Source organism: Streptomyces sp. NPDC028722 (assembly GCF_040637655.1).
In the GTDB taxonomy this organism is placed as follows: domain Bacteria; phylum Actinomycetota; class Actinomycetes; order Streptomycetales; family Streptomycetaceae; genus Streptomyces.
This window is the reverse complement of the sequence record NZ_JBEZWU010000004.1, coordinates 395,037-420,284: the sequence shown is the minus strand read 5'-3', so window position 1 is coordinate 420,284 and position 25,248 is coordinate 395,037. Positions and strand designations below refer to the sequence as shown.

The following is a 25,248-nucleotide window of genomic DNA, read 5'->3' as shown; positions in this document are numbered from 1 at the left end:
TGCCCGACAAGGTCCGGCCGGATGTGTGTATGGTCACTTTGCGGCACTCGGTCAACTCGCCTCGAACGTAACCCTTCGACCGATTCGCACACCGGTGAAACCTGCCGTGCGACGGCCGTGAGCCCTTGACAGAGGGATGTTTCATTGCCGACACATCCTGCCGGGTCCGGCGGATTGTGTTGCTGCGGACCGCCGACACGCCATAGAGTCGCCAACCGTCGGCATGGTGCCACGCTGACCTTGTCTAGAAGTTTCCTGGTCACCAAGGAGGTAAGACGACTTGTGAATGAGTCGACATTTTCTCCCGGGGGTGGTCAACCAGGAATGCCGGTACGGGGCCAGGACCCCACGGGATTCGAGGCTGTCGGCTCCGTAGCTGTGCGCACCTTCGCAGCCCACCAGAGTCCGGATCCGCAGGCGGACCGGACAGCACACCAGAGCATGGATGGCCATCACGTGAACGCCATGGCCGGCGACGGAAGTGGCGCGCCCCACAACCAACTCGCCGACTACGACGACCTGCCCGAGGGGCATTTCTACGACCCCGACGCCGAGTACGAGCCCGATCCGGAGTACGCGGCCACGCTCGCGCCCGACGCTGCCCGCCAGCGCCGTGAGCGCGTCGGCCCTACCGGCCGCCCGCTGCCGTACTTCCCGATCCCGGGCCCGCTGACCGACCACGGCCCCGCGAAGATCATCGCGATGTGCAACCAGAAGGGTGGCGTCGGCAAGACCACGTCGACCATCAACCTGGGTGCCGCGCTCGCGGAGTACGGCCGGCGCGTGCTGCTCGTGGACTTCGACCCGCAGGGCGCGCTGTCGGTCGGTCTCGGCGTCAACCCGATGGAGCTGGACCTCACCGTCTACAACCTGCTCATGGAGCGGGGCATGTCCGCGGACGAGGTCCTGCTGAAGACGGCGGTCCCCAACATGGACCTGCTGCCCAGCAACATCGACCTGTCGGCCGCCGAGGTCCAGCTGGTCTCCGAGGTCGCGCGCGAGTCGACGCTCCAGCGGGCCCTGAAGCCGCTCCTGCCCGACTACGACTACATCGTGATCGACTGTCAGCCCTCGCTCGGCCTGCTGACCGTCAACGCCCTGACGGCCGCGCACAAGGTGATCGTGCCGCTGGAGTGCGAGTTCTTCGCCCTGCGCGGTGTGGCCCTGCTGACCGAGACCATCGAGAAGGTCCAGGAGCGGCTCAACCCCGAGCTGGAACTGGACGGCATCCTCGCCACGATGTACGACTCGAGAACCGTGCACAGCCGTGAGGTGCTCGCACGTGTCGTCGAGGCGTTCGACGACCACGTCTACCACACGGTCATCGGGCGCACGGTCCGCTTCCCGGAGACCACGGTCGCCGGTGAGCCGATCACCACGTACGCCTCCAACTCCGTAGGTGCCGCCGCCTATCGCCAGCTCGCCAGGGAGGTGCTCGCCCGGTGTCACGCCGAGTGAGTCTGCCCGGGGCCGACGAGTTGTTCCGTACGACGGGGGGGACGGCGCTCCAGCCGTCCGGTACCCGGCGCGGGGCGAACGGTGAGGCCCGGGTGCCGGCTCCCGCGGGGGAGAGCGACGAGACGGCCGCCGAGGACGGACCCCAGTCGGTGCCCGTCCAGGGCGGTGACGGAGAGGGTGCGGAGCACGCGGCGGCCGAGGCCGAGCCGTCCGGGTCCGGCGAGTCCCGCACCCGCCCGGCGCGGCGGCAGGAGGCGCAGGAAGGTGTCGATCCCGCCGGGCAGCCGCGCAAGCGCGGGCGGGCGGCGTCCCGGCGGCCCAGCGGGCGCGAGCGGCACGACGAGAAGATCACCGTGTACGTCTCGGCCGAGGAACTGATGGACCTGGAGCACGCCCGGCTCGTGCTCCGCGGTGAGCACGGGCTCGCGGTGGACCGCGGCCGGATCGTCCGCGAGGCGGTGGCCGTGGTCCTGGCCGACCTGGAGTCCCGCGGGGACGCGAGCATCCTCGTACGACGGCTGCGCGGGCGGTAGCGGTAGCCTGCGGAGGCCATGACCTCGAACGACGCCCCCGTCCCCGGCGCAGCCGCCGGCCGCCGGCGTGCGCTGGGGCGGGGTCCGGGCGGACCGGAGAACGCCCCCCGGACCCCCGGCGCCGAACCGCCAGGGACCACGCAAGCCCCGGCGCCTCCCGCACCGGGAACCCCCCAGCAGCCGCACGAGCCCCAGGCGCCGCGTGAGCCCGTCGAGCCCGCCGTACCCCCCGGGCCGCCCCGGCCGCACGAGCCCTCGGCACCGGGCGAGCCTGCCGAGTCCGCTGTGCTCCATGGGCCGGCCGGGCCGCACGGGCCCCCGGCATCCGATGAGCCTGCCGAGCGTGCGCCCGCAGAGCCCCATGAGCCCACGGTGCACGGTGAGCCAGCCGAGCATGGGCCCACCGAGCCCCGTGGTCCTGGTGACTCCGCCGAGCCGCATGAGCCCGCGCCGCCCTCGGCGCCCCGTGCGCCCGCCGAGCCGGCCGAGTCCTGCGCACCGCACCGGTCCGCCGAGTCCTCCGCGCCCCCCGAGCCCTCCGACGGGGTCTTCACGGTGCGGCTTGCCAACTTCGAAGGGCCCTTCGACCTGCTTCTCCAGTTGATCTCCCGGCATCGGCTGGACGTCACCGAGGTCGCCCTGTCCCGGGTCACGGACGAGTTCATGGCCCACATCCGGGCCATGGGGCCGGACTGGGACCTGGACCAGACGACCGAGTTCCTGGTCGTGGCCGCCACGCTGCTCGATCTGAAGGCGGCCCGGCTGCTGCCCGCCGCCGAGGTGGAGGACGAGGGCGACCTGGCGCTGCTGGAGGCGCGGGACCTGCTGTTCGCGCGGCTGCTCCAGTACCGCGCGTACAAGCAGATCGCCGGCATCCTCGACCGGCGGCTCGACGACGAGGCCCGGCGCTACCCCCGTACCGTCGGCCTCGAACCGCAGCACGCCGAGTTGCTGCCCGAGGTCGTCATCAGCATCGGCCCCGAGGGTCTCGCCAGGCTGGCGGTCAAGGCGATGCAGCCCCGGCCCAGGCCGCAGGTCTACGTCGACCACATCCACGCCCCGCTGGTCAGCGTGCAGGAGCAGGCCGGGATCGTGGTGGCCCGGCTGCGGGAACTGGGCGAGGCGGACTTCCGGACGCTGGTCGAGGACACCGGTGACACCCTGACGGTCGTGGCGCGGTTCCTGGCCCTGCTGGAGCTGTACCGGGAGAAGGCCGTCGCCCTGGACCAGGAGACCGCGCTCGGCCGGCTGCTCGTGCGCTGGACCGGCGACGCGGAAGCGGCACCCCTGGTCACCGACGAGTTCGACCGGCCGCCGGAGCGGCCCGAGGAGAAGCCCGAGGAGAAGAAGGCATGAGCGAGGAGACAGCGGAACCCCCCGCGGGACCCCGGACCGCCGCCGGCCTCGACCTCAGGCCCGCCCTGGAGGCGATGCTCATGGTCGTGGACGAGCCCGCGACCGAGGAGCAGCTGGCGCGGCTCCTGGAGCGGCCGAAGCGGAGCATCGCGGACGCCCTGCGGGAGCTGGCCGACGAGTACACCGCGCAGGGCCGCGGCTTCGAGCTGCGGTTCGTCGCCGGCGGGTGGCGTTTCTACACCCGGGCCGCCTACGCGCCCGCGGTCGAACGGCTCGTCCTGGACGGCCGGACGGCCCGGCTCACCCAGGCCGCGCTGGAGACCCTGGCGGTCGTCGCCTACCGCCAGCCGGTCAGCCGCAGCCGCGTCTCCGCGGTGCGCGGAGTGAACTGCGACGGCGTGATGCGCACCCTCCTTCAGCGAGGTCTGGTCGAGGAGGCGGGCGCGGAACCCGAAACAGGTGCGATCCTGTACAGGACGACGAACTACTTCCTGGAGCGGATGGGCCTGCGTGGCCTGGACGAGCTTCCGGAACTCGCGCCCTTCCTCCCGGAGGCGGAGGCGATCGAGGCCGAGACCCAGGAGGGAGTCCCGTCGTTCGACCCGGACGCGCCCGACGCGCCCGGCGCAGACGACGACGCAGACGACTAAGACGGAACTTTGATGCGAAGCAGCGGCAGCGGCAAGAGCGGTGGCGGACGCGGGAACTACCGCGGTGCCGGCAACAGCAGGGACGACAAGCAGGGGCAGGGCCGGCCCCGCAAGCCCCGCCCCGAGGAGCGCCGCTACGACGTGGGCCCCGGGGCCACCAAGGACGGCCCCAAGGCGGGCCGGGGCGGCGCCGCGCGCGGTGGCTCCAAGGGCGGCCCCAAGCGGCCCCAGCAGGGCGGCCGTACGGCGCCCGCGCGCTCGCGTGAGTACGAGACGCGGGTGGAGGAGCGCAACCGGGAGCGGTACGCCGGGAAGCCGGACATCAAGCTGCCCAAGACCTTCCCGGGCGCGGAGCAGGAGGGCGAGCGCCTCCAGAAGGTGCTCGCGCGTGCGGGCTACGGCTCCCGGCGGGCCTGCGAGGAGCTGATCGAGCAGGCCCGGGTCGAGGTGAACGGCGAGATCGTCACCGAGCAGGGCCGCCGGGTGGACCCGGAGAGCGACGAGGTCAAGGTCGACGGCCTGACCGTCGCGACGCAGTCGTACCAGTTCTTCTCGCTCAACAAGCCCGCCGGTGTCGTCTCCACCATGGAGGACCCGGAGGGCCGCCAGTGCCTCGGGGACTACGTCACCAACCGTGAGACGCGGCTCTTCCACGTCGGCCGGCTGGACACCGAGACCGAGGGCGTCATCCTGCTCACCAACCACGGCGAGCTGGCGCACCGTCTGACCCACCCGAAGTACGGCGTGAAGAAGACCTACCTCGCGGCGATCGTCGGCCCGATCCCGCGCGACCTGGGCAAGCAGCTGAAGGACGGCATCCAGCTGGAGGACGGTTACGCCCGCGCGGACCACTTCCGGGTGGTCGAGCAGACCGGCAAGAACTACCTGGTCGAGGTGACCCTGCACGAGGGCCGCAAGCACATCGTGCGGCGCATGCTCGCCGAGGCCGGTTTCCCGGTCGAGAAGCTGGTGCGCACCGCCTTCGGCCCGATCACCCTCGGCGACCAGAAGTCGGGCTGGCTGCGCCGCCTGTCGAACACCGAGGTCGGCATGCTCATGAAGGAAGTCGACCTCTAGAGCGCCTTGCCGTGATCACCATCCCCGTTTATTGTCATAGTGACGATAAAGGGGATGGTGAACCGCGTGAACCGCGTGTCCGAACGAGTCGCGACCGGCGCACTCCTGGGCCTGGCCCTCGGGGACGCCCTCGGCTACCCGACCGAGTTCAAGACCGTGCCGGCGATCCTCGCCGACTACGGGCCCTGGCGGACGCTGGAGCCGGCGCGGCCCGCGCTGGTCTCCGACGACACCCAGATGACCCTCGCCGTCGGCCGCGCCCTGCGGACGGCCATGGAGCGCGGCGACCTCACGCCGCGGCGGCTGGAGCGGCCGCTGCGCGAGGAGTTCGTGGACTGGTACCGGTCACCGGAGAACGTCCGCGCTCCCGGCGGCACCTGTCTGCGGGCGTGCGCCCTGCTCACGGAGCCCGACCGGCCCTGGCAGGACGCCAGCCGGATCGGCTCCAAGGGCTGCGGCGCCAACATGCGCGTCGCCCCCGTCGCCCTCGCCCCCGGCCTGAGCGACGAACAGCGTGCCGGTGCCGCCCAGTTGCAGGCCGCGCTCACCCACGGCCACCCCACCGCGCTGGCCGCCTCCGACCTCACCGCCCACGCCGTCCACCTGCTCGCGCGGGGCACCGGCCCGGCGGAACTGGTCGGCGCCCTGCGCGCGTACGCCCTGGACCACCGCACCCGCTACCACCACGGCTGGCTCGGCGACCTGTGGACCCGCGCCGAGGACCCCGGCCCCGAGCAGTTCATCGCCCGCGGCTGGGACGAGTGCCTGGCGGTCCTCGACCGCCTCCGGGACGCCGTACGGACCGTCTCCCCGGAGAGCGACCCCTGCCTGGCCACCGGGGAGGGCTGGATCGCCGAGGAGGCCCTCGCCACCGGGCTGCTGTGCTTCCTGCTCTTCCCGGACGAGCCCGTCACCGCCCTGCGCCGGGCCGCCTGCACCGCCGGTGACTCCGACTCCATCGCCTGCCTCACCGGCGCCTTCGCGGGCGCCCAGCTGGGCGCCGGCGCCTGGCCCGCCGAGTGGGCCGGGCGGATCGAGTACCGGGCGGACCTGCTGGCCCTGGGATCAGTCTGGGACGCCGAGGCCGGCACTCCGGCGTGAATCCGCGGGGTCTGCACCGACGTGACCCGCGCCCGGGAGACCCCGCGCGGCCTCGTGGTCCGGCTCCGCCCGGAGGGCCGACGCCCGGCGCACCCGGTACAGGAAGCCGGCCACGCGCGCGTGGTCCGGCTCCGGCGGCAGCGGGCTGCCCCGCAGGGCCGCCTCGGCCTCGGCCGCCAGCCGGACCATCCGCCGCTCCACCTCCGCCCACGGCACCTCGCCCCGCTTCACCGCGAGCAGCGCCTCCCGCCGGTCGCCGGCGTCGACCCGCAGTTCGCCGGTGCGCATCAGGTCCCGGGCGCTCGCCAGCAGCCGCAGCAGGTGCATCGCGTGCTTCCAGCGCGGGGCGCCCGTGACGCGGACGTCGGCGTCGAGCTTCTTGCGCTGGCCGAGGGCGTAGCCGGTGAACGTGTCGTAGGCCCGGAGCGACAAGAAGGCCCCGCGCAGGGACAGCAGTTCGCGGCCGGTGTCGTCGGCGTGCTCCACCAGCGGGGAGTGCAGGCACTCCAGGATGTTCGGGTTGCCGCGCAGCGCCAGCTCGCAGAACCGTTCCAGCTCCCAGGAGAACCGCTCCTCACCCGGCCCCTCCACATGCGCCGGCGGCTTCTCGAACCGCCAGAACAGCGGGGTGGGAGCGAGGAAGACCCCCCGCCGGTCGGTGTCGCTGGCGTCCGTGGCCAGGCCGAAGGCACGGGAGCCCATGACACAGGCGTAGACCGTGTGATCGCGTACGAGATCCTGCGGCTGCATCCCCGGAGCCTACGCGGGCCCTTCAGGCCAGCTGGATCGACTGCCCCCGCACAGTGATCGGCTTCTCGGGCAGCGGCTGGGTCGCGGGGCCGTGGGCCACCGAGCCGTCGGCGACGTGGAACCTGCTGCCGTGGCAGGGACAGTCGATGGTGCCGTCCGCGACCTTGTCCACCGTGCAGCCGCGGTGCGTGCAGATCGCCGAGAAGGCCTTGAACTCGCCCTTCGACGGCTGGGTGACGACGATCTTCCGGTCGCCGAACACCTTGCCGCCGCCCACCGGGATGTCGCCGGTTCTGGTCAGTTCCGCACCGCCGGCGGACGAGGAGGGTGACGGGGAGCCGCTGGCGGCGCCCGCGGAGGAGACGGGCGACGGGGAGACGCCGGCGGCGCCGGTGGGGGAGGCGGACGACGAGGAGCCGTTGTCGCTCTTGCCGCCGCCGCATCCCACGCATCCCAGGGCGAGCGCCCCCGCGCTCGAAGCCAGAACCGTGCGCCGGGTCGAGGGCTGGGTCATGTCACGCCTCCGTGCTGGACGTCAAAACGGTGGATACCGGTACGTCCGCATCGTCTCAGTGACCGGGCGGCGCACGTACGCCCCGCGCGGGCTGACTACGCTGGACGGACCAAGAACAGACACGCCTGTCAGCGAGGAGCAGCACCGTGGCGGTACGAGCGGTCCGGGGGGCCGTCCAGCTGGAGCGCGACGAGGCCGGACACATGGAGGAACAGGTCGGGACCCTGCTCACCGCCGTCCTGGAACGGAACGGGCTGACCGCCGACGACCTGATCAGCATCTGGTTCACGGCCACCCCCGACCTGCACAGCGACTTCCCGGCCGCCGCCGCCCGCGGGCTCGGCCTCGTGGACGTCCCGCTGATCTGCGCCCAGGAACTGGACGTCGAGGGCGCCATGCCCCGCGTCGTGCGGATCCTCGCCCACGTCGAGTCGGACACGCCCCGCGCCGGCATCGCCCACGTGTACCTCGGCGCCGCGGCCGGTCTGCGCAAGGACATCGCCCAGTGAGAACCGCACTCGTCATCGGCACCGGCCTCATCGGCACCTCCGCCGCCCTGGCCCTCGTCCGGCGCGGTGTCACCGTCCACCTCGCCGACCACGACCCCGACCAGGCCCGTACGGCCGCCGCGCTGGGCGCCGGCACCGACGAGGCACCCGAGGGCCCGGTCGACGTGGCGATCGTGGCCGCCCCGCCCGCCCACGTCGCCCGGGTGCTCGCCGACGCCATGCGCCGGGGCGTGGCCCGCGGCTACCTGGACGTCGCCAGCGTCAAGGGCGGCCCCCGCCGCGAACTGGAGGCGGCCGGCCTCGACCTCAGGGCCTACCTCGGCACCCACCCCATGTCCGGCCGGGAGAAGTCCGGCCCGCTGGCCGCGACCGCCGACCTCTTCGAGGGCCGGCCCTGGGTGCTCACCCCGACCCGGGACACCGACACCGAGGTGCTCAACCTCGCCCTGGAGCTGGTCTCGTACTGCCGGGCCGTCCCGGTCGTCATGGAGGCCGACGCCCACGACCGCGCCGTCGCCCTCGTCTCCCACATGCCCCACCTGGTGTCCAGCATGGTCGCCGCACGCCTGGAGCACGCCGAGGAAGCCGCCGTACGGCTGTGCGGGCAGGGCATCCGGGACGTGACCCGGATCGCCGCCTCCGACCCGCGCATGTGGATCGACATCCTCTCCGCGAACCCCGGGCCGGTCGCCGACCTGCTGTCCGACGTCGCCGCCGACCTCGGCGAGACCGTGCGGTCGCTGCGCGCCCTCCAGTCCGCGGACGACGACAAGCGCCGCTCGGGCAGCGCCGGCATCGAGGACGTGCTGCGCCGCGGGAACGCCGGCCAGGTGCGGGTGCCGGGCAAGCACGGCAGCGCGCCCCGCGTGTACGAGTCCGTCGTCGTCCTCATCGACGACCAGCCCGGACAGCTGGCCCGCATCTTCGCGGACGCGGGACAGGCGGGCGTCAACGTCGAGGACGTGCGCATCGAGCACGCGACGGGACAGCAGGCCGGCCTCGTCCAGCTCATGGTCGAGCCGCAGGCGGCGGCGGCGCTGAGGGAGGCGCTGCGCGAGCGGGGCTGGGCCCTGCGGCAGTAGAGCCCGGTGAGGGCGCCTGCCGCGAGCCAGTAACCTTGTGCGGGGCGCCCTCGCGTCCCGCCCCCAGCCCACCACCCTTCACCAGGAAGGTGCCCTCCCGTGGAAAACGGCGCCGCCCCGACGCCCAAGCCCGTGATCGTCGCGATCGACGGTCCGTCCGGCACGGGCAAGTCGAGCACGTCGAAGGCCGTGGCCGCGCAGCTCGGCCTGAGCTACCTGGACACCGGCGCCCAGTACCGGGCGATCACCTGGTGGATGGTGAACAACGGCATCGACCTGGCGGACCCCACCGCCGTCGCCGCCGTCGCCGGCAAGCCGGAGATCGTCTCCGGCACCGACCCGGCGCACCCGGCCATCACGGTCGACGGCGTCGACGTGGCCGGCCCGATCCGCACCCAGGAGGTCACCTCCAAGGTCAGCGCGGTCAGCGCGGTCCCCGAGGTGCGCGCCCGGATCACCGAGCTCCAGCGTTCGCTGGCCGCCGCCGCGGAGCACGGCATCGTGGTCGAGGGCCGGGACATCGGTACGACCGTCCTGCCGGACGCCGACCTGAAGATCTTCCTCACCGCCTCCCCGGAGGCCCGTGCGGCCCGCCGCAGCGGCGAGCTGAAGAACGCCGACGTCCACGCCACCCGCGAGGCCCTGATCAAGCGGGACGCGGCCGACTCCAGCCGCAAGACCTCGCCGCTCGCCAAGGCCGACGACGCGGTCGAGGTGGACACCACGGAACTGAGCCTCGCCCAGGTCATCGAGTGCGTCGTCACCCTGGTCGAGGAGAAGCGGGCCGGGAAGTGAGCCGTCCGCCGGTCCCCTCGGAGCGGGGCGCCGAGATCGGGCGGCGCATCGGCGTCGGCCTGATGTACGGGCTGTTCCGGCCGCGGGTGCTGGGCGCCTGGAAGGTGCCGGCGACCGGCCCGGTGATCTTCGCGGTGAACCACTCCCACAACGTCGACGGCCCCATGGTCATGGGCGTGGCGCCCCGGCCGACGCACTTCCTGATCAAGAAGGAGGCGTTCATCGGCCCGCTGGACCCCTTCCTGACCGGCATCGGCCAGCTGAAGGTGGACCGCGCCCTCCCCGACCGCACCGCGATCACCCAGGCCCTCGGCGTGCTGGCGGCCGGGGGAGTGCTGGGCATCTTCCCGGAGGGCACCCGGGGCGAGGGCGACTTCGCCGCACTGCGCGCCGGGCTGGCCTATTTCGCGGTCCGCGGCGGGGCGCCGATCGTGCCCGTCGCCGTACTGGGAAGCTCCGAGCGGCCCGGACGGCTGGTCAAGGCGCTGCCTCCGCTGCGCTCGCGGATCGACGTCGTCTTCGGTGACCCGTTCGACGCGGGCGACGGCAGCGGGCGGCGTACGCGCGGCGCGCTGGACGAGGCGACCGAGCGGATCCGCAAACGGCTCACCAGCCACCTGGAAAACGCCAGGCGCCTGACCGGGCGCTAGGCGACACTTGAGTAGTGGATCAGCCCACGGAGGGCCGCTCCACCGATCACCACGAATGAACGACGAGGTACGGACTTCATGAACGACGACATCCAGCCCGACGGCTCGGCCGAGCACGAGTACGAGCACGGGGCGCTCGGCGACGCCGAGTACGCGGAGTTCATGCAGCTCGCCGCGGAAGAGGGCTTCGACATCGAGGACGTCGAGGGCGCCATCGAGGCGGCGGGCCACGGCCCGCTGCCCGTGCTCGCCGTCGTCGGCCGCCCCAATGTCGGCAAGTCGACCCTGGTGAACCGGATCATCGGCCGTCGCGAGGCGGTCGTCGAGGACAAGCCGGGCGTCACCCGCGACCGTGTCAGCTACGAGGCCGAGTGGGCCGGCCGCCGCTTCAAGGTGGTCGACACCGGCGGCTGGGAGCAGGACGTCCTCGGTATCGACGCCTCCGTGGCCGCGCAGGCCGAGTACGCGATCGAGGCGGCCGACGCGGTCGTCTTCGTCGTCGACGCCAAGGTCGGCGCGACCGACACCGACCAGGCGGTCGTCCGGCTGCTGCGCAAGGCGGGCAAGCCGGTCGTGCTGTGCGCCAACAAGGTCGACGGCCCGAGCGGTGAGGCGGACGCGACCTACCTGTGGTCGCTCGGCCTCGGCGAACCGCACCCCGTCTCCGCCCTGCACGGCCGCGGCACCGGCGACATGCTGGACGCCGTCCTGGAGGCGCTGCCGGAGGCGCCCGAGCAGACCTTCGGCACCGCCGTCGGCGGCCCGCGCCGCATCGCGCTCATCGGCCGCCCGAACGTCGGCAAGTCCTCGCTGCTGAACAAGGTGGCCGGCGAGGAGCGCGTCGTCGTCAACGAGCTGGCGGGCACCACCCGTGACCCGGTCGACGAGCTGATCCAGCTGGGCGGCGTCACCTGGAAGTTCGTCGACACGGCGGGCATCCGCAAGCGGGTCCACCTCCAGCAGGGCGCCGACTACTACGCCTCGCTGCGCACGGCGGCCGCCGTGGAGAAGGCCGAGGTGGCGGTCATCCTGATCGACGGCTCCGAGAACATCTCCGTCCAGGACCAGCGCATCGTCACCATGGCCGTCGAGGCGGGACGCGCGATCGTCCTCGCCTTCAACAAGTGGGACACCCTCGACGAGGAGCGCCGCTACTACCTGGAGCGGGAGATCGAGACGGAGCTGGCCCAGGTCGCCTGGGCGCCCCGGGTCAACGTCTCGGCCCGCACCGGCCGGCACATGGAGAAGCTGGTCCCGGCGATCGAGACGGCGCTGGCGGGCTGGGAGACGCGCGTCCCCACGGGCCGCCTGAACGCCTTCCTCGGCGAGCTGGTCTCGGCCCACCCGCACCCCGTCCGGGGCGGCAAGCAGCCGCGCATCCTCTTCGGCACCCAGGCGGGCACCAAGCCGCCGCGGTTCGTGCTCTTCGCGTCGGGCTTCATCGAGGCGGGCTACCGGCGCTTCATCGAGCGCCGCCTGCGCGAGCAGTTCGGCTTCGAGGGCACCCCGATCCACCTGTCGGTGCGGGTGCGCGAGAAGCGCGGCGCGAAGAAGAAGTGACGGCGGTACGACGAGAAGGGCGCCCCTGGCTCTCCAGGGGGCGCCCCTCGCCGTTCACGGGTCCCTCACGCGCCCCGGCGCGGTCCCGGCGGCAGGGCGGCGGGACCGTGGTGCATGCCGGTGTCCTGCTGCCGCCCGAGCGTGCCGATCCGCTGCCACTGCGACTGCTGCCGGGCGCTGTAGGCCCCCGCGCTGTAGGCGCTGTAGGAGCTGCTGAACGACCCCGCGCGGTGGCCGCCGTACGCGCTCGTGCCGTCGGAGAAGTCGCCGAAGGCACTGAACCTCAGCTCCTCCTCGCCGCTGCGGTCCCCCGGCAGTGTGCGGAAGGTCCTGACCCACTCCGCGTAGAGCGAGTCGTAGATCGGCGTGGCCGACGGTCCGCCGGACGGTTCGTGGGCCGTCCGGGCGGACGGCACGGAGGAGAAGGACCGGCGGGGAGGAGTGTCGTATGCGTGCACGTATGTCCAAACGACCGGCCGCGCAAAGGGATGCGGCCGACGCGGTCGTACGACGTCCCGGGCGGCCTCACGTACCCGCGAGCGGAAGCGCCGCGGCGACCAGCCTGCCGTGGGCGGCGGCCCGGTCCAGCGCGCCGCGCAGCAGGTCCTCCCGGGGCTGGCGCCCGATCGACCCCACCGGCGCCGCGAACAGGAGCACCTGCTGGTGCTTGTTGGCGGCGGCCCGCCAGCTGTCGGTCACCTGGAGCGGCTGGTGCGCCTGCCACCAGGCCACCGGCTGGCCCCCGTTGGCCGACGGCTGGAGCACCGCGTGCAGCTGCCCCACGGCCAGCAGGACGGACCAGCCGTGCAGCACCGGCGGGACGGACGCCAGCTCGGTCACCGGCAGGAAGCCCTGCTCGACGAGCAGCGGAAGGAAGTCGTCGCCGGTTCCGGTGGTGCCCGGGCGCGCGATCGCCGAGGTCGGCTCGACGACGAGCGCGGGGTGCAACTCCCCGTCGATCAGCACCAGTCCGCTGGTCACACCGAGTACCGCCTGCTCGGGAACGGTCGTGTGCGACGCGCCCGCGGCGCCGGCACCGGTCATCTCACCGGCGGCACCGATGGACCGGACGGCGCCCTGCAACTGCTCCTCGGTGACCTGGACGACCTGCGAGGGCAGGCACCCGGCGTGGGCGAAGGCGAGGACGGCGGTCTCGTCGCCGACGAACAGGACGGTGCTGGTGCGCTCCTGCTCGGAGTGGCCCGGGGTGCGGCAGGACGTGCAGTCGTAACTGCCCGGGGCGTTCTCTCCGGCGAGCAGCCGGTCGGCTTCTTCGTCGCCGATCTCGGCGCGTACGGCGTCACTGACGTCGAGCATGCGCGGCACGGGTGGCTCCCTCGGAATGCGGTGCTGGGGGTCGGCCGGGTGGCTCCCGGCCGATGAGCCCCGGGGTTCCGGGCTCATGAAGAAGACAACGGGTGTCCTGTGGTGGGGGTCACGCCCCGCGGGCCACCGGTTCGCACTGACTGCCACGCGCCGTCACGCACCGTGCGTGAGGAATTGCCGTCCGTGAGAATGACACCCGGAGAGGGGGCGTGATCGGGTGAGGTGGGTCACAGCTCGCTCGGCCCGGTGGTCGACTCGTCCGGAAATAAGCGGATGAGGTGGGTGTCCGGAAATCGCCGCTACCTCCGGTAACAGTCAACTGGCCTGGAGCGACGGGGAGTTGGTTGATTCCGGAGGCCCGCCCTCCCTACATTCCTCCGCCGTGTGCAACGAGCACCGCTCGGGTACGTCCGCAGACCGGCATCAGGCAGAGCACGAACGCCGCACCGGCGGTGGCGGACGGGGCGGGCGCGACGAACCGCGGCCATACGCGGCACGACGCGCTCCGTCCGGGGGAGCCCGGGTTCGTGGAGAGGGAACCACATGTCCGACTGTGCCGATACGACCCGCAACACCGACCGGCCCGACAGCACCCGCAAGGGCCGTACGACGGCCGCGCTGGCCGGAGCCGCCCTGCTGGCCCCGCTGGGACTGCTGGCCGCGACCGGCAACGCCGCCGCGGCGGACAACGGGGTGTGGGACCGCATCGCCCAGTGCGAGAGCGGCGGCAACTGGCACATCAACACCGGCAACGGCTACTACGGCGGGCTCCAGTTCTCCGCCGGCACCTGGCGCGCGTACGGCGGCACCGCCTACGCCCCGACGGCCGACCAGGCCTCCAGAAGCGCGCAGATCACCGTGGCCACCAAGGTCCAGGGCGCCCAGGGCTGGGGTGCCTGGCCGGTCTGCTCGGTCCGCGCCGGAGCCGCCGGCACCGCCCCGGCGACCGCCTCGGACACGTCCTCCCGGAGCGGCGCGCCCCGCAGCGGCGGAACCGGGAGCGGCTCGACCGGGAACAGCCCGGCCCGGCACACCGCGACGCCGAGGAGCGTGACGACGCCGTCCGCCCCGGCCGCGACACCGGAACGCCCGGCGGCCGCCACCAACCGCAGCGCGTCCCGCGGCGACTACACGGTCCGCGAGGGCGACACCCTGAGCATCATCGCCGCCCGGTACGGAACCAGCTGGCAGCGGCTCTACGCCGCCAACAAGGCCGTCATCGGCACCGACCCCGACCTGATCGTGCCCGGCCAGCGCCTCGCGCTGTGAGCCCAGCGCGCTGAGCCCGGGCCGCCCGCGGCAGGCAGCCGTTGTCCCGGCGGGGACAGCGGCTGTCCGCGTCCGCGCGTTGCCGCGGACCGCCGGCGCGGCGGTCCGCAGGATCAGGAACCGGCTTGATGCCGCTTCGGCTCGGGCTGCGGGGCCTGGCCCGCGTACTCCGGGTGGTGCAGGTCGAACGCCGGGGACTCCGAGCGGATCCGGGGCAGGGTGACGAAGTTGTGCCGGGGCGGCGGGCAGGAGGTCGCCCACTCCAGGGAACGGCCGTAGCCCCAGGGGTCGTCGGTCTCGACCTTCTCGCCGTGCACGGCCGTCGTCCAGACGTTGTAGAGGAACGGCAGCGTGGACACGCCCAGCAGGAACGCGCCGATCGTGGAGACCGTGTTGAGCGCCGTGAAGCCGTCGGCCGCCAGGTAGTCGGCGTACCGGCGGGGCATGCCCTCGGCGCCCAGCCAGTGCTGCACCAGGAAGGTGGTGTGGAACCCGGTGAACAGGGTCCAGAACTGGATCTTGCCGAGCCGCTCGTCGAGCATCCGGCCCGTGAACTTCGGCCACCAGAAGTAGAAGCCGCCGAAGACCGCGAAGACGACCGTGCCGAAGACGACGTAGTGGAAGTGGGCGACCACGAAGTACGAGTCCGTGACGTGGAAGTCCAGCGGCGGCGACGCCAGGATCACCCCGGACAGCCCGCCGAACAGGAACGTCACCAGGAAGCCCAGCGACCACAGCATGGGCGTCTCGAAGGACAGCGACCCCTTGATCATCGTGCCGGTCCAGTTGAAGAACTTCACGCCCGTCGGCACCGCGATGAGGAACGACGTGAACGAGAAGAAGGGCAGCAGCACCGCGCCGGTGGCGAACATGTGGTGCGCCCACACCACCACCGACAGCCCGGTGATCGTCATGGTCGCGCCGACCAGCGTCAGATAGCCGAAGATCGGCTTGCGGCTGAACACCGGGATGATCTCCGTGACGATCCCGAAGAACGGCAGCGCGATGATGTACACCTCGGGGTGCCCGAAGAACCAGAACAGGTGCTGCCACAGCAGCGGACCCCCATCGGCCGCCTCGAACACCCGGGCGCCGAACCGCCGGTCCGCCTCCAGCACCAGCAGCGCCGCCGCCAGCACCGGGAAGGCCAGCAGGATCAGGATCGACGTGAACAGTGTGTTCCAGGTGAAGATCGGCATCCGGAACATCGTCATGCCGGGTGCGCGCATCCCGATGATGGTGGTGATGAAGTTGACCGCGCCGAGGATCGTCCCGAAGCCGGACAGCGCCAGACCCATGATCCACAGATCCGGGCCGAGGCCGGGGGAGTGGGCGGAGTCGTTGAGCGGCGCGTAGGCGAACCAGCCGAAGTCGGCCGGCCCGTCCGGCACCAGCAGCGAACTCACCACGATCAGCCCGCCGAACGTGAACAGCCAGTACGACAGCATGTTCAGCCGGGGGAACGCCACGTCGGGCGCGCCGATCTGCAACGGCATCAGCTCGTTGGCGAAGCCCGCGAAGCTGGGGGTGGCGAACAGCAGCAGCATGATCGTGCCGTGCAGCGTGAACAGCTGGTTGTACTGCTCGTTGCTCATGACCTGGAGTCCCGGCCGCGCGAGTTCCGCGCGCATCAGCAGGGCCATGACCCCGCCGGCCAGGAAGAAGCAGAACCCCGTGATCAGGTACAGATGACCGATCCTCTTGTGGTCGGTGGTGATGAGCCACTCCACGACCAGCCGGCCGCCCCGGCCGCTGCGCACCGGTCCTGCCGTCGTCCCCGCGACCTCGGTCCCCATCGCTCGCTCGCCCCTTCGCGTCGTCGCGCCCGGGCCCGCCGCGGCCCGCGGCGCGCGGGCCCGCGAGCCGCCGTCCTGCCGCTCGCCGGGCCGTGCGCCCGGCAGGGGGCGTACGGCGGTTGTGTGCTGAATCCGTGAAATCTCCTATGCGGCGTCAGCTTCTGTGGCGTCGCGCAGGATTGCCGGGGAATCGCGCCGCGGGCCCGCCCCGATCCCCCACGGGGGCACTTTCCGCCGGGAAATTCGAAGCCGTCCGCCGACACGCGTGAATTCGGCTCGATTACCCCGGTAAGCCGAACGGAAACGCCCGTTCGGGTGACGTCCGGCCGTGATGTAGCCGATGTCAGGGTGGCTGAAACCGGGCCGCGAGGCTGTGACAGAGGTGTGACCGGAACCGGATACGGCTCTTACCCTGCTGTGCCCGCTTCCGTCGTCGCCGGATGCGGCCTAGCGTGGCGGCATGGCACCGATTCCCACTCCGCCAGCGGAGCCCCAGGACAGTCCGGACGGGTACGTCGGTCTCGACGCCGCACACGCCGAGCGCCTCGCCCGCGAGTGCGGCTGGCCGTCGGTACGGTCGCTGCCGCCGGGCGCGGTCATCACCATGGAGTACCGCGCGGGCCGGCTGAACTTCGAGGTGCGGGACGGCCGGGTGGCCCGCGCCTGGAAGGGCTGACCCCGGGCCGGGGACACGGACACGGCGAAGGCCCCGCTCCTCGTCAGGGAGCGGGGCCTTCGCCGTGGCGCGGGGTGGTGGTGCGTACCGGGCCCCGCGCCGTTCCCGCCGTCAGCCGCCTGTCAGGGGGCGGGCCGGCTGGGACGTACCGCGGGGGAGACGGTCGGCGTGCGGCGGGCGGCGGCTGCCCACCGGGGTGACCGGGGTGCGTTCCGAACGGGCCGTGTGCGGCCCGGGGGCCAGGTGGGCCGGGCCCCGGGAGGCCCGGGTCGCGGAGACCGGCTCGCGGACCGGCGCCGGCTCCGCCGGGGTGCCGCGCGGCCGGAGCGCCACCGGCCGGACCGGGACGGCCGGTTGCGGCACGGGCAGGCCGCCGCGGGCGCGCAGCCGGTCGCGCAGGACGAAGATCCCCTGCTCGGCCCGGGCGATCAGTGGCTCGAACCAGGGCAGGGCGAGCAGGATCAGCAGGCCCGCGGCCCAGCCGAGGAGTACGTCGCTCAGCCAGTGCGTACCGAGGTAGACGGTGGTGAGGCCGACACCGAGCGAGGTGACCGCGGAGAGGGCCGACAGCCAGCGGCGCGCTCTCGGGGTGGAGGCCAGATACGCCAGGATTCCCCAGGTCACAACCGCGTTGGCGGTGTGGCCGCTGGGAAATATATCGCCGCCCAGGCCCATCTCGTTCGAGCCGATCACGGTCGCGTAGTGCGGACCGAGCCGTCCCATGCCGAGCTTGGCGGCGCCGACCGTGATGTTCAGCAGCAGCAGCGAGGCCGCCAGGGTCAGCAGCGGGCGGAGCGTGTGCTGCCGCCAGGAGCGCCAGCCGAGCCAGGCCGCGACCATCACGGCGGTGGGGCCGCGCTGGCCGAGCACCACGTAGTAGTCGAGGAAGGCGTGGATCTGCGGCCACTGCTGGTACGGCCGGAAGAACATGACCTGCCAGTCCAGCCGGACCAGCCAGGAGGTGGTCACCACGGCCCACACGATCGCCAGGTAGAAAGCCAGGGTCGCCGAGAACAGGACGACCCGGTGCCGGCTCATCCTCGGCACATCGATGTGAGCCGGTCGTTCCGGCTCACGGTCCAGTCTGGTGAACACCCGGTCCAGACGCCGGATGAGGTTTCGTTCGGTACGCACCCAATCGACGTTACAGCGAGTGAGCTGGGTCCCCGGTCGAAACAGCGGCTTTGTGATGACGATGTGATGTGGCAAACCTCTCAAGGGCGGCCCGAATTCAAGGGATTCCGCAATCGAGGGACGCCATCCGTGTCAATTCCTTAGATCATGCCGGGTGTTGTTTATATGGCGCTTATGAATGTGTTAACCCGGTCCTGGCGCGGATTTCTCCCGGCCGTCATCGGGGGCGGGGGCCGGTCACGGCGGACCGGAGCCGTTCAGCCAGAACGCGCCGTAGACCGCCGCCGCGCCCGCCAACCCCGCCGTGACCAGGGCGGCTCGGGAGGTGCGCAGCCGGGCCAGGGCGCAGGCGAGCGGCAGCAGCACCGGGAAGGCCGGCATCAGCAGCCGGGGCTTGGAACCGAAGTAGCTCGACGCGCCCAGGGCGAGGGCGAGGACGATCCCCGTGTACACCAGGAGCTCCACGGGCTGGCGCCCGCGGACACCGGTGACGTAGAGCCAGATCACCAGGGCGACGCCGGTGATCAGGGCGAGGCCGGCGAGGGCCGACGGGAACGACGTGAACTTGTCGCCCACGAAGCGGGCGAAGGCGTAGCCGCCGTCGAACCCGTTGCGCCATCCGGCCTGGACGTCCAGGTACCCGAGCGGCCCGTCGCCGGTGCGCCACCCGACCCAGAGGACGTAACCGGCGGCACCGAGCGGAGCGATCAGCAGGCCGAGCGCACGGCGCCGGGCGGGGGCGCACGGGGCGGGCGGTGCGCCGGGTGGGCCGGGTACGGGCGCGGGGGCGCGGGTGCCCTTCGGCGCGCCGGGGGTGAGCGCCGGGGCGTGCGGGTCGGCCGGCCCGCCCGGTGTGCGCGCCGCGGCTCGCGGGACGGTGGACGCGCCCGGCGCGCGCATCGTGCCGCGCGCTCGCACGAACGAGACCACGCCCGCCACCCACACCGCGGCGACCACTGCCGCCCCCACCGGCCGGGTCAACCCCGCCAGCGCGGCGAGCGTGCCCGCGGTCAGCCACCGCCCGGTCAGGACCGCGTACAGCGCCCAGGCCGCCAGCGCCGTGAACAGCGACTCGCTGTAGGCCATCCACTGCACGGCCCCGACCGGCAGCACCGCCCACAGCAGCACCGCACAGACCCCGGCCCGGGGCCCGTACACCCGGTCGGCGACCGCGAAGATCCCGGCCGCCGCGGCCAGGGACGCCAGCAGGCTCACCACGAAACCGGCGTCCGCGTACGACAGCGGGGTGACCGCGTGCAGCAGCCGCTCCAGCCACGGCAGCAGCGGGAAGAACGCCAGATCGGAGTGGACGTCCCCGTTCGGCAGCCGCACCTCGTGGCCGTACCCCCCTTCCGCGACCCGGGTGTACCAGAGCGAGTCCCAGCGCGCGGTCAGCAGGGTGTACGCGGTCCTGCCGCGCGCGGCGCTCCACACCGCGAGCACAACCAGCCCCAGAACGCGCACGGCCACGTAGCCCAGCAGGGCGGGGGCCGCCCGGCGCGGGAGGGATGCGGGGGGCGCGGCTGCGCGCGCGGCGAGATCGGTCACGGGCCGATTATCGACCGCACCCGGGACGGCACCGGCCGCCGGGGCGCGGCCGGGGGAGGAGGGCGTGGCGTACGCCACACGGGTCCCGTCGCGCGCGTGAGATGTCCGCCACGTGGCCATGCGGCGGACTCGCGTACGCTGACGAGTCACTCGCATGGGTTCGCGCGGGTCGGGAAACCGCTCATTCCCGGCCGTACGGCAGGGAGTCCCCACCCCGCCGGTCCGCCCCACACGAGGGATCTTCTGGGAGGTACCTACATGTCCGGGACGACCACGGCTGCCGCAGGGCCGCGCCGTCGGGCGCCCGGGGCGGATGCCCACCGCTGGGTCGTCCTCGTCGTCCTCTGCGCCAGCCTGCTGCTCGTCGCCCTCGACGCCACCGTGCTGCACGTGGCGGTGCCCGCCGTCACCGAGGACCTCCGTCCCGGCGCCGTGGAACTGCTCTGGATCGTCGACGTCTACCCGCTGGTCTGCGCCGCCCTGCTGATCCTCTTCGGCACCCTCGGCGACCGGGTCGGCCGCAGACGCGTCCTGCTGCTCGGCTACGCCCTCTTCGGCGTGGCGTCCGCCGTGGCCGCGTTCTCGGGGACCGCCGAGATGCTCATCCTGGCCCGCGCGCTGCTCGGCGTCGGTGGCGCCATGATCATGCCCGCGACCCTGTCGATCCTCCGCCAGGTCTTCCCCGACCGGCGCGAGCGCGCCCTCGCCATCGGCATCTGGAGCGCGGTGGCGGCGGTCGGCGCGGCGGTCGGACCGCTGCTCGGCGGCTTCCTGCTGGAGCACTTCTGGTGGGGCGCGGTCTTCCTGGTCAACATCCCGCTGATGCTGGTCAGCCTCCCGGTGGGCCGGATCCTGCTGCCCGAGTCGAGGGGGGAGCGCGACGGCCCCTGGGACGTGACCGGCGCGCTGACGGCGGCGGCCGGCCTGTTCGCCGTCGTCCTCGGCGTGCAGCGGCTCGGCGGCGGGGGGGCGGCGGCGAGTCCGCTCACCGTGCTGCCGCTGCCGGCCGGCGCGGGTCTCCTCCTCCTCTTCGTGCGGCGCCAGCGGCGGCTCCCGTATCCCCTGGTGGATCTGCGCATGTTCCGCCGGCCCGCGTTCAGCACCTCGGTGGGCTGCATCGTGCTGGCCATGCTCGCGCTGGTGGGCCTGGAGCTGATCGCCGCGCAGTACCTGCAACTGGTGCTCGGCCTGTCGCCGCTGGAGACCGGCCTCAGGCTGCTGCCCCTGACCGTCGCCGCGATGGCGGCGGGCCTGGCGGGCGCGCGCATGCTGCGCCGCTTCGGGCCGCGCCGGATGGTGTCCGCGGGCTTCTGCCTGACGGCGGCGGCCGTGCTGACCCTGACGGTGATGGGCGGCGCCGACGACCCGCCGCTGCTGCTGGCCGGCTTCGTGCTGCTGGGCTTCGGTCTGGAGACCACGCTGTTCGGCGCGTACGAGTCGATGCTCAGCGAGGCCCCGGCCGACCGGGCCGGCGGCGCCGCGGCGATCGGCGAGACGTCGTACCAGCTCGGGGCCGGGATCGGCATCGCGTTGCTGGGCAGCGTGATGAACGCGGCCTACGCCCCGTCGCTGCGGTCGGTGCCGGGCGTGCCGCGGGGCGCGGCCCGGGCGGCTGGGCACTCGCTCGGCGAGGCCTATCAGGTCGCCGGACGGCTCGGCGGGCCCGCCGGGGCCGCGCTGCGCCGCGCGGCGCGGGACTCCTTCGTGCACGGGCTGCATGTGACCCTGCTGGTGAGCGCGGGCCTGTTGCTGCTGGGCGCGCTGATGGCGCTGCGGCTGCCGCGGACCGTGCAGTGCGGCGAGGAGCCGGACGGAACCGGAGCCGACGTGCCGGGGCCACGGGAGGCGGAGGCCGCGGGCGGCCGGCCGAGGGTCTCCGCCTAGGCCGCTCTGGACGTGCGGGACACCGCGCCGTAACGTCGGCCGGAGAGCCGTGACTAGCGGTGCTAGTTTCACTCCGTTCCCGTGTTCCGGAAGGTGTTCCATGTCCGCGTCCGCGAAGCTGCCCCCGTTCGATCCCGCCGACCCGCTCGGGATCGACGACCTGCTGGAGCCGGAGGACCTGGCCGTCCGGGACACCGTCCGCGGCTGGGCGGCCGACCGCGTGCTGCCGTACGTCGCCGACTGGTACGAGAAGGGCGAGCTGCCCGTGATCCGGGACCTCGCGCGCGAACTGGGTTCGATCGGCGCGCTCGGCATGTCCCTCACCGGGTACGGATGCGCGGGCGCGAGCGCCGTCCAGTACGGGCTGGCCTGTCTGGAGCTGGAGGCGGCCGACTCGGGCATCCGCTCCCTGGTCTCGGTGCAGGGGTCCCTCGCCATGTACGCCATCCACCGGTTCGGCAGCGAGGAGCAGAAGGAGCAGTGGCTGCCCCGCATGGCCGCCGGTGAGGTGATCGGCTGCTTCGGGCTGACCGAGCCCGATCACGGCTCCGACCCTGCCTCCATGCGCACCCACGCCGAGCGGGACGGCGGGGACTGGGTGCTCAACGGCCGCAAGATGTGGATCACCAACGGGTCCGTGGCCGGCGTCGCCGTCGTGTGGGCGCAGACGGAGGACGGCATCCGGGGGTTCGTCGTCCCCACCGACAGCCCCGGCTTCTCGGCGCCCGAGATCAGGCACAAGTGGTCCCTGCGCGCCTCCGTCACCAGCGAACTCGTTCTCGACGACGTACGGCTGCCCGCCGCGGCCGTGCTGCCCGAGGTGACCGGACTGCGCGGACCGCTCAGCTGTCTCTCGCACGCCCGTTACGGCATCGTGTGGGGCGCGATGGGCGCGGCCCGCAGCAGCTTCGAGGCGGCCGTGGAGTACGCGCGGACGCGGGAGCAGTTCGGCCGGCCGATCGGCGGCTTCCAGCTCACCCAGGCCAAACTCGCAGACATGGCGGTCGAACTGCACAAGGGCATCCTGCTCGCCCACCATCTGGGGCGGCGGATGGACGCCGGCCGCCTGCGTCCCGAGCAGGTCAGCTTCGGCAAGCTCAACAACGTCCGCGAGGCCATCGACATCTGCCGTACGGCGCGGACGATCCTCGGTGCCAACGGGATCTCCCTCGAATACCCCGTGATGCGGCACGCGACCAACCTGGAGTCCGTGCTCACCTACGAGGGCACCGTCGAGATGCACCAGCTCGTGCTGGGCAAGGCGCTCACCGGGCTTGACGCCTTCCGGTGAGCCCCGTCGGGGTGCGGGGCCGGGAGCGGCCCCGCCTCAGCTCTGGTTGAAGAATCCGTCGGAGCGGTGCGAGGACGCCTCACCGCTGATGATCTCGGTGTCGGCGGGGGTCAGCAGGAACACCCGGTTGGAGACACGGTCGATCGAACCGCGCAGTCCGAAGATGAGCCCCGCCGCGAAGTCCACGACGCGCTTGGCGTCGCCGGGTTCCATGTTGGTGAGGTTCATGATGACCGGGACACCCTCCCGGAACAGCTCGCCGATGGCACGGGCGTCCCGGAAGCTGTCCGGGGTGACCGTGCCGATTCTGCGGTCCTTCTCGTCGGCCGTGTCCGTGGCCACCTTCACGCGCGGGTCGGTGACCCAGGCGTCCCCGGACTCGGAGCCCTCGGAGTAGTCGTCGTCGTAGTAGCGCTCGTCATCGTTGTCGTCGACGAGGCCGAGCCACGCACTCGCCTTGCGTACCGATCCCATGGACGCCTCCTCTCACAGCGTTCTTTCTTGCTTTCCGTATCCCTATGGTCATCCATGATGCGGACGGTGCGCCAAGTGGATAGACGCCGCGCGGGGGGTTTGTGACGGTACTGGTGCACAGCAGATCCGTCGAGAGTCCTTGTGCCCCAAGGGGCGAGACTCATACGGGTGCTGACTGAGAGTGAAATATGATGGTACGCGGCGGACGGGTGATGCACAGTGCGTATGGGTGAACCCCAACGTCGTACCACAGTACGGGCGAAACCGGCAGATCGCGCGCGCGGAACGCGGACGGCGTACCGGCGCGCGGGCTCCGGCCCGCGCCCTCGCCGCGACCACGGCCGGTCCTGAGGATCGTGACACGATATGACGGGCTGCTCATATCCGCCCTGACGGTGGATCAGGCACCGCGACCCGGGACGCGCCGAGCCCCCGGCGGGGCCGGGGGCTGTTCGGCCGGCTTCACCGGGGGCTCGGAGGCGGGGGAGGGCCGAAGGCCCTGCTTCTCTAGTTCTTCAGCTCCGGAGGGGAGATCCGCGACGTGTCGATCGCGGAACCCGTCGTGTCCCACTTCTTGAGGATCCTGTCGTAGGTGCCGTCCGCGAGCAGCTTGTTCACCGCCGCCCGGAAGGCCGGGGCCAGCGCGGTGCCCTTCTTGAAGGCGAAGCCGACGTCCAGGCGGTGGAACTCGTTGAGGAATCTCAGGCCCCGCTGGTGGGCGACGGCGTAGCGCAGTCCGTTGATCGTGGACATCACCACGTCGCTGCGGCCCTGCTGGAGCGAGGACCAGATCGCGCTCGTCTCCCCGTACGTCTGCACCTGGTAGGCCTTCTTGCCCGCGTCGGCGCACACGTGCTTGTTCTCCTCCAGCGTGGCCTCGAAGGTCGTGCCGGCGGCGGTCGCGACGTTCAGGCCGCACAGCTGCGTCAGCTTCGTGATCTTCGAGAGCTTGCTGTCCTCGCGGGCGGCGAAGCCCTGGCCGTCGTTGATGTAGGTGACGAAGTCGATGGTCCTGCGCCGCTCGTCGGTGACGCCGAAGTTGCTCGCGCCGACGTCGTACTTGCCGCTGTCCAGGGCGGGCAGGATCGCCTCGAAACTCGCCTGCTCCAGCTTCGGCTCGATGCCCAGCACCCGGGCGACCGCCTTGGTGAAGTCGACGTCCTGGCCGGTGAGGGTCGTGCCGTCGGCGAGGTAGGTGGTGCCGGGCGGGGTGCCGCCGACGCTGACCGCGAAGGTGAGGCCGGTGGTGCCCGCCGGCAGCAGCCGCGCCGCGGCCTCGTCCTTCTTCTCGGCGGAGACGACGTCCGTGGTGGGCACCTTGACGGACCTGGCCGCCACTCCGGAGGCGTCCGCGCCGTCCTGGCCGCCGGACCCGGAACCGCAGGCGGTGAGGAGCAGGGCGGCCGACGTGATGCTGACAAAAGGGAGGAAATGCCGATAGGTGGGCGTACGCATCGGGGAGCGGTCTCCTGAAGCCGAAGGGGGTGCGACAACGCGAGGGGAGGGGTGCGCGTGTGAAGGCGGAGAAGCAAGAGAACGCGAGTGCGCCCGCCGTGAGGGCGGGTGCGCGCAGGGGGTCAGCTCAACAGGAAGAGGACCACACGCGACCGAAGTCGATGTGGGAGCGGGTGACCAGCCACTGCTGTGGATGCATGGGCCAAGTGGAACAGGCATTCGGTTCCGCGTCAACCGAGTTGAGATGTACCGCTCACAGTGTGGACAGCCTTGACAGCGGAGGGAAACGCCCCCGTACTCTCGGGGTGCGGCCCTGCTGAGGGGCTCGGCCGTAACGCGCCGCACGGCGCGTCCGTGTGA

At 72.4% G+C, this 25,248-nt stretch carries 24 protein-coding genes; 15 read left to right on the top strand and 9 right to left on the bottom strand.

Annotated features, from left to right (window positions below; genetic code table 11):
- The first annotated feature begins 324 nt into the window (after nucleotides 1-324).
- The 6 genes from AB0F03_RS09545 to AB0F03_RS09520 all read left to right on the top strand — a co-directional run bounded on the left by AB0F03_RS09545 (nucleotide 325) and on the right by AB0F03_RS09520 (nucleotide 6,175).
- Nucleotides 325-1,458: a ParA family protein gene (locus tag AB0F03_RS09545; RefSeq protein ID WP_356821932.1), complete on the top strand. Its 1,134-nt coding sequence runs from the start codon at nucleotides 325-327 to the stop codon at nucleotides 1,456-1,458.
- Nucleotides 1,443-1,991: a hypothetical protein gene (locus tag AB0F03_RS09540; RefSeq protein WP_361988175.1), complete on the top strand. Its 549-nt coding sequence runs from the start codon at nucleotides 1,443-1,445 to the stop codon at nucleotides 1,989-1,991. The genes AB0F03_RS09545 and AB0F03_RS09540 overlap by 16 nt, the downstream gene beginning before the upstream one ends.
- An 18-nt stretch (nucleotides 1,992-2,009) precedes the next feature.
- Nucleotides 2,010-3,347, top strand: a complete 1,338-nt coding sequence (locus AB0F03_RS09535) for a segregation/condensation protein A (protein ID WP_361988173.1) — start codon at nucleotides 2,010-2,012, stop codon at nucleotides 3,345-3,347.
- Nucleotides 3,344-3,997 carry an SMC-Scp complex subunit ScpB gene (gene scpB, locus AB0F03_RS09530; protein WP_361988171.1) on the top strand — a complete coding sequence of 218 codons (654 nt, stop codon included), beginning with the start codon at nucleotides 3,344-3,346 and terminating at the stop codon, nucleotides 3,995-3,997. Before AB0F03_RS09535 ends, scpB begins: the two co-directional genes overlap by 4 nt.
- A 12-nt stretch (nucleotides 3,998-4,009) precedes the next feature.
- Nucleotides 4,010-5,074 (top strand): pseudouridine synthase, encoded by a 1,065-nt coding sequence (locus AB0F03_RS09525; RefSeq protein WP_361988169.1) that lies wholly within the window; start codon nucleotides 4,010-4,012, stop codon nucleotides 5,072-5,074.
- 75 nt (nucleotides 5,075-5,149) lie between these two features.
- Nucleotides 5,150-6,175 (top strand): ADP-ribosylglycohydrolase family protein, encoded by a 1,026-nt coding sequence (locus AB0F03_RS09520; protein ID WP_361988230.1) that lies wholly within the window; start codon nucleotides 5,150-5,152, stop codon nucleotides 6,173-6,175.
- On the opposite strand, the gene AB0F03_RS09515 is transcribed toward AB0F03_RS09520, so the two are convergent.
- Both AB0F03_RS09515 and AB0F03_RS09510 read right to left on the bottom strand, forming a co-directional pair.
- Nucleotides 6,140-6,925, bottom strand: coding sequence for a nucleotidyltransferase domain-containing protein (locus AB0F03_RS09515; RefSeq protein ID WP_361988167.1), 786 nt, complete (start codon nucleotides 6,923-6,925; stop codon nucleotides 6,140-6,142). The two genes, AB0F03_RS09520 and AB0F03_RS09515, sit on opposite strands and share 36 nt — an antisense overlap.
- A gap of 22 nt (nucleotides 6,926-6,947) precedes the next feature.
- Nucleotides 6,948-7,439 carry a Rieske (2Fe-2S) protein gene (locus tag AB0F03_RS09510; RefSeq protein ID WP_361988165.1) on the bottom strand — a complete coding sequence of 164 codons (492 nt, stop codon included), beginning with the start codon at nucleotides 7,437-7,439 and terminating at the stop codon, nucleotides 6,948-6,950.
- A 146-nt stretch (nucleotides 7,440-7,585) separates the two neighbouring features.
- Between AB0F03_RS09510 and aroH the strand changes: the two genes are divergently transcribed.
- From aroH to der, 5 genes are all read left to right on the top strand, one after another.
- Nucleotides 7,586-7,948 carry a chorismate mutase gene (aroH, locus tag AB0F03_RS09505; protein ID WP_361988163.1) on the top strand — a complete coding sequence of 121 codons (363 nt, stop codon included), beginning with the start codon at nucleotides 7,586-7,588 and terminating at the stop codon, nucleotides 7,946-7,948.
- Nucleotides 7,945-9,030 carry a prephenate dehydrogenase gene (locus tag AB0F03_RS09500; RefSeq protein WP_361988161.1) on the top strand — a complete coding sequence of 362 codons (1,086 nt, stop codon included), beginning with the start codon at nucleotides 7,945-7,947 and terminating at the stop codon, nucleotides 9,028-9,030. Before aroH ends, AB0F03_RS09500 begins: the two co-directional genes overlap by 4 nt.
- Nucleotides 9,031-9,129: 99 nt before the next feature.
- The gene (gene cmk / locus AB0F03_RS09495) at nucleotides 9,130-9,825 is read left to right on the top strand and encodes a (d)CMP kinase (RefSeq protein ID WP_361988159.1); all 696 of its coding nucleotides are present in this window, start codon (nucleotides 9,130-9,132) and stop codon (nucleotides 9,823-9,825) included.
- On the top strand, nucleotides 9,822-10,475 hold the full coding sequence (locus AB0F03_RS09490) for a lysophospholipid acyltransferase family protein (RefSeq protein ID WP_361988157.1): 654 nt from the start codon (nucleotides 9,822-9,824) through the stop codon (nucleotides 10,473-10,475). The genes cmk and AB0F03_RS09490 overlap by 4 nt, the downstream gene beginning before the upstream one ends.
- Nucleotides 10,476-10,553: 78 nt before the next feature.
- Nucleotides 10,554-12,035 carry a ribosome biogenesis GTPase Der gene (gene der, locus AB0F03_RS09485; protein WP_361988155.1) on the top strand — a complete coding sequence of 494 codons (1,482 nt, stop codon included), beginning with the start codon at nucleotides 10,554-10,556 and terminating at the stop codon, nucleotides 12,033-12,035.
- A 65-nt stretch (nucleotides 12,036-12,100) separates the two neighbouring features.
- Here the strand turns inward: der and AB0F03_RS09480 are convergent, their stop codons facing one another.
- Nucleotides 12,101-12,493, bottom strand: coding sequence for a hypothetical protein (locus tag AB0F03_RS09480; protein ID WP_361988153.1), 393 nt, complete (start codon nucleotides 12,491-12,493; stop codon nucleotides 12,101-12,103).
- A 67-nt stretch (nucleotides 12,494-12,560) separates the two neighbouring features.
- Nucleotides 12,561-13,361: a hypothetical protein gene (locus AB0F03_RS09475; protein WP_361988151.1), complete on the bottom strand. Its 801-nt coding sequence runs from the start codon at nucleotides 13,359-13,361 to the stop codon at nucleotides 12,561-12,563.
- 543 nt (nucleotides 13,362-13,904) lie between these two features.
- On the opposite strand from AB0F03_RS09475, the gene AB0F03_RS09470 reads away from it, so the two are divergent.
- The gene (locus AB0F03_RS09470) at nucleotides 13,905-14,630 is read left to right on the top strand and encodes a transglycosylase family protein (protein ID WP_361988149.1); all 726 of its coding nucleotides are present in this window, start codon (nucleotides 13,905-13,907) and stop codon (nucleotides 14,628-14,630) included.
- A 113-nt stretch (nucleotides 14,631-14,743) separates the two neighbouring features.
- Here AB0F03_RS09470 and ctaD read toward each other — a convergent pair whose 3' ends face one another.
- On the bottom strand, nucleotides 14,744-16,426 hold the full coding sequence (gene ctaD / locus AB0F03_RS09465) for a cytochrome c oxidase subunit I (RefSeq protein WP_361988147.1): 1,683 nt from the start codon (nucleotides 16,424-16,426) through the stop codon (nucleotides 14,744-14,746).
- A 460-nt stretch (nucleotides 16,427-16,886) separates the two neighbouring features.
- On the opposite strand from ctaD, the gene AB0F03_RS09460 reads away from it, so the two are divergent.
- The gene (locus AB0F03_RS09460; RefSeq protein ID WP_361988145.1) at nucleotides 16,887-17,102 is read left to right on the top strand and encodes an I78 family peptidase inhibitor; all 216 of its coding nucleotides are present in this window, start codon (nucleotides 16,887-16,889) and stop codon (nucleotides 17,100-17,102) included.
- A 111-nt stretch (nucleotides 17,103-17,213) separates the two neighbouring features.
- On the opposite strand, the gene AB0F03_RS09455 is transcribed toward AB0F03_RS09460, so the two are convergent.
- The gene (locus AB0F03_RS09455; protein WP_361988143.1) at nucleotides 17,214-18,236 is read right to left on the bottom strand and encodes a phosphatase PAP2 family protein; all 1,023 of its coding nucleotides are present in this window, start codon (nucleotides 18,234-18,236) and stop codon (nucleotides 17,214-17,216) included.
- 237 nt (nucleotides 18,237-18,473) lie between these two features.
- A complete protein-coding gene (locus AB0F03_RS09450; protein WP_361988141.1) occupies nucleotides 18,474-19,784 on the bottom strand; it encodes a hypothetical protein in 1,311 nt (436 codons plus the stop codon).
- 258 nt (nucleotides 19,785-20,042) lie between these two features.
- Between AB0F03_RS09450 and AB0F03_RS09445 the strand changes: the two genes are divergently transcribed.
- Together AB0F03_RS09445 and AB0F03_RS09440 are read left to right on the top strand one after the other, a co-directional pair.
- Nucleotides 20,043-21,668, top strand: a complete 1,626-nt coding sequence (locus tag AB0F03_RS09445; protein WP_361988139.1) for an MFS transporter — start codon at nucleotides 20,043-20,045, stop codon at nucleotides 21,666-21,668.
- Between the two features lie 100 nt (nucleotides 21,669-21,768).
- A complete protein-coding gene (locus AB0F03_RS09440; protein ID WP_361988137.1) occupies nucleotides 21,769-22,959 on the top strand; it encodes an acyl-CoA dehydrogenase family protein in 1,191 nt (396 codons plus the stop codon).
- Nucleotides 22,960-22,995: 36 nt separating this feature from the next.
- Here AB0F03_RS09440 and AB0F03_RS09435 read toward each other — a convergent pair whose 3' ends face one another.
- Together AB0F03_RS09435 and AB0F03_RS09430 are read right to left on the bottom strand one after the other, a co-directional pair.
- Nucleotides 22,996-23,433: a cell division protein SepF gene (locus tag AB0F03_RS09435; protein WP_356821894.1), complete on the bottom strand. Its 438-nt coding sequence runs from the start codon at nucleotides 23,431-23,433 to the stop codon at nucleotides 22,996-22,998.
- 507 nt (nucleotides 23,434-23,940) lie between these two features.
- Nucleotides 23,941-24,888: an ABC transporter substrate-binding protein gene (locus tag AB0F03_RS09430; RefSeq protein ID WP_361988135.1), complete on the bottom strand. Its 948-nt coding sequence runs from the start codon at nucleotides 24,886-24,888 to the stop codon at nucleotides 23,941-23,943.
- Nucleotides 24,889-25,248 lie beyond the last annotated feature (360 nt).

Coding starts and splice junctions, on each gene's coding strand:
- AB0F03_RS09535 (WP_361988173.1), top strand. CDS start 2,010: ATGACCTCGAACGACGCCCCCGTCCCCGGCGCAGCCGCCGGCCGCCGG.
- scpB (WP_361988171.1), top strand. CDS start 3,344: ATGAGCGAGGAGACAGCGGAACCCCCCGCGGGACCCCGGACCGCCGCC.
- AB0F03_RS09515 (WP_361988167.1), bottom strand. CDS start 6,925: ATGCAGCCGCAGGATCTCGTACGCGATCACACGGTCTACGCCTGTGTC.
- AB0F03_RS09445 (WP_361988139.1), top strand. CDS start 20,043: ATGTCCGGGACGACCACGGCTGCCGCAGGGCCGCGCCGTCGGGCGCCC.
- AB0F03_RS09470 (WP_361988149.1), top strand. CDS start 13,905: ATGTCCGACTGTGCCGATACGACCCGCAACACCGACCGGCCCGACAGC.
- der (WP_361988155.1), top strand. CDS start 10,554: ATGAACGACGACATCCAGCCCGACGGCTCGGCCGAGCACGAGTACGAG.
- AB0F03_RS09440 (WP_361988137.1), top strand. CDS start 21,769: ATGTCCGCGTCCGCGAAGCTGCCCCCGTTCGATCCCGCCGACCCGCTC.
- AB0F03_RS09435 (WP_356821894.1), bottom strand. CDS start 23,433: ATGGGATCGGTACGCAAGGCGAGTGCGTGGCTCGGCCTCGTCGACGAC.
- AB0F03_RS09430 (WP_361988135.1), bottom strand. CDS start 24,888: ATGCGTACGCCCACCTATCGGCATTTCCTCCCTTTTGTCAGCATCACG.
- ctaD (WP_361988147.1), bottom strand. CDS start 16,426: ATGGGGACCGAGGTCGCGGGGACGACGGCAGGACCGGTGCGCAGCGGC.
- AB0F03_RS09460 (WP_361988145.1), top strand. CDS start 16,887: ATGGCACCGATTCCCACTCCGCCAGCGGAGCCCCAGGACAGTCCGGAC.
- AB0F03_RS09525 (WP_361988169.1), top strand. CDS start 4,010: ATGCGAAGCAGCGGCAGCGGCAAGAGCGGTGGCGGACGCGGGAACTAC.
- AB0F03_RS09510 (WP_361988165.1), bottom strand. CDS start 7,439: ATGACCCAGCCCTCGACCCGGCGCACGGTTCTGGCTTCGAGCGCGGGG.
- AB0F03_RS09545 (WP_356821932.1), top strand. CDS start 325: ATGCCGGTACGGGGCCAGGACCCCACGGGATTCGAGGCTGTCGGCTCC.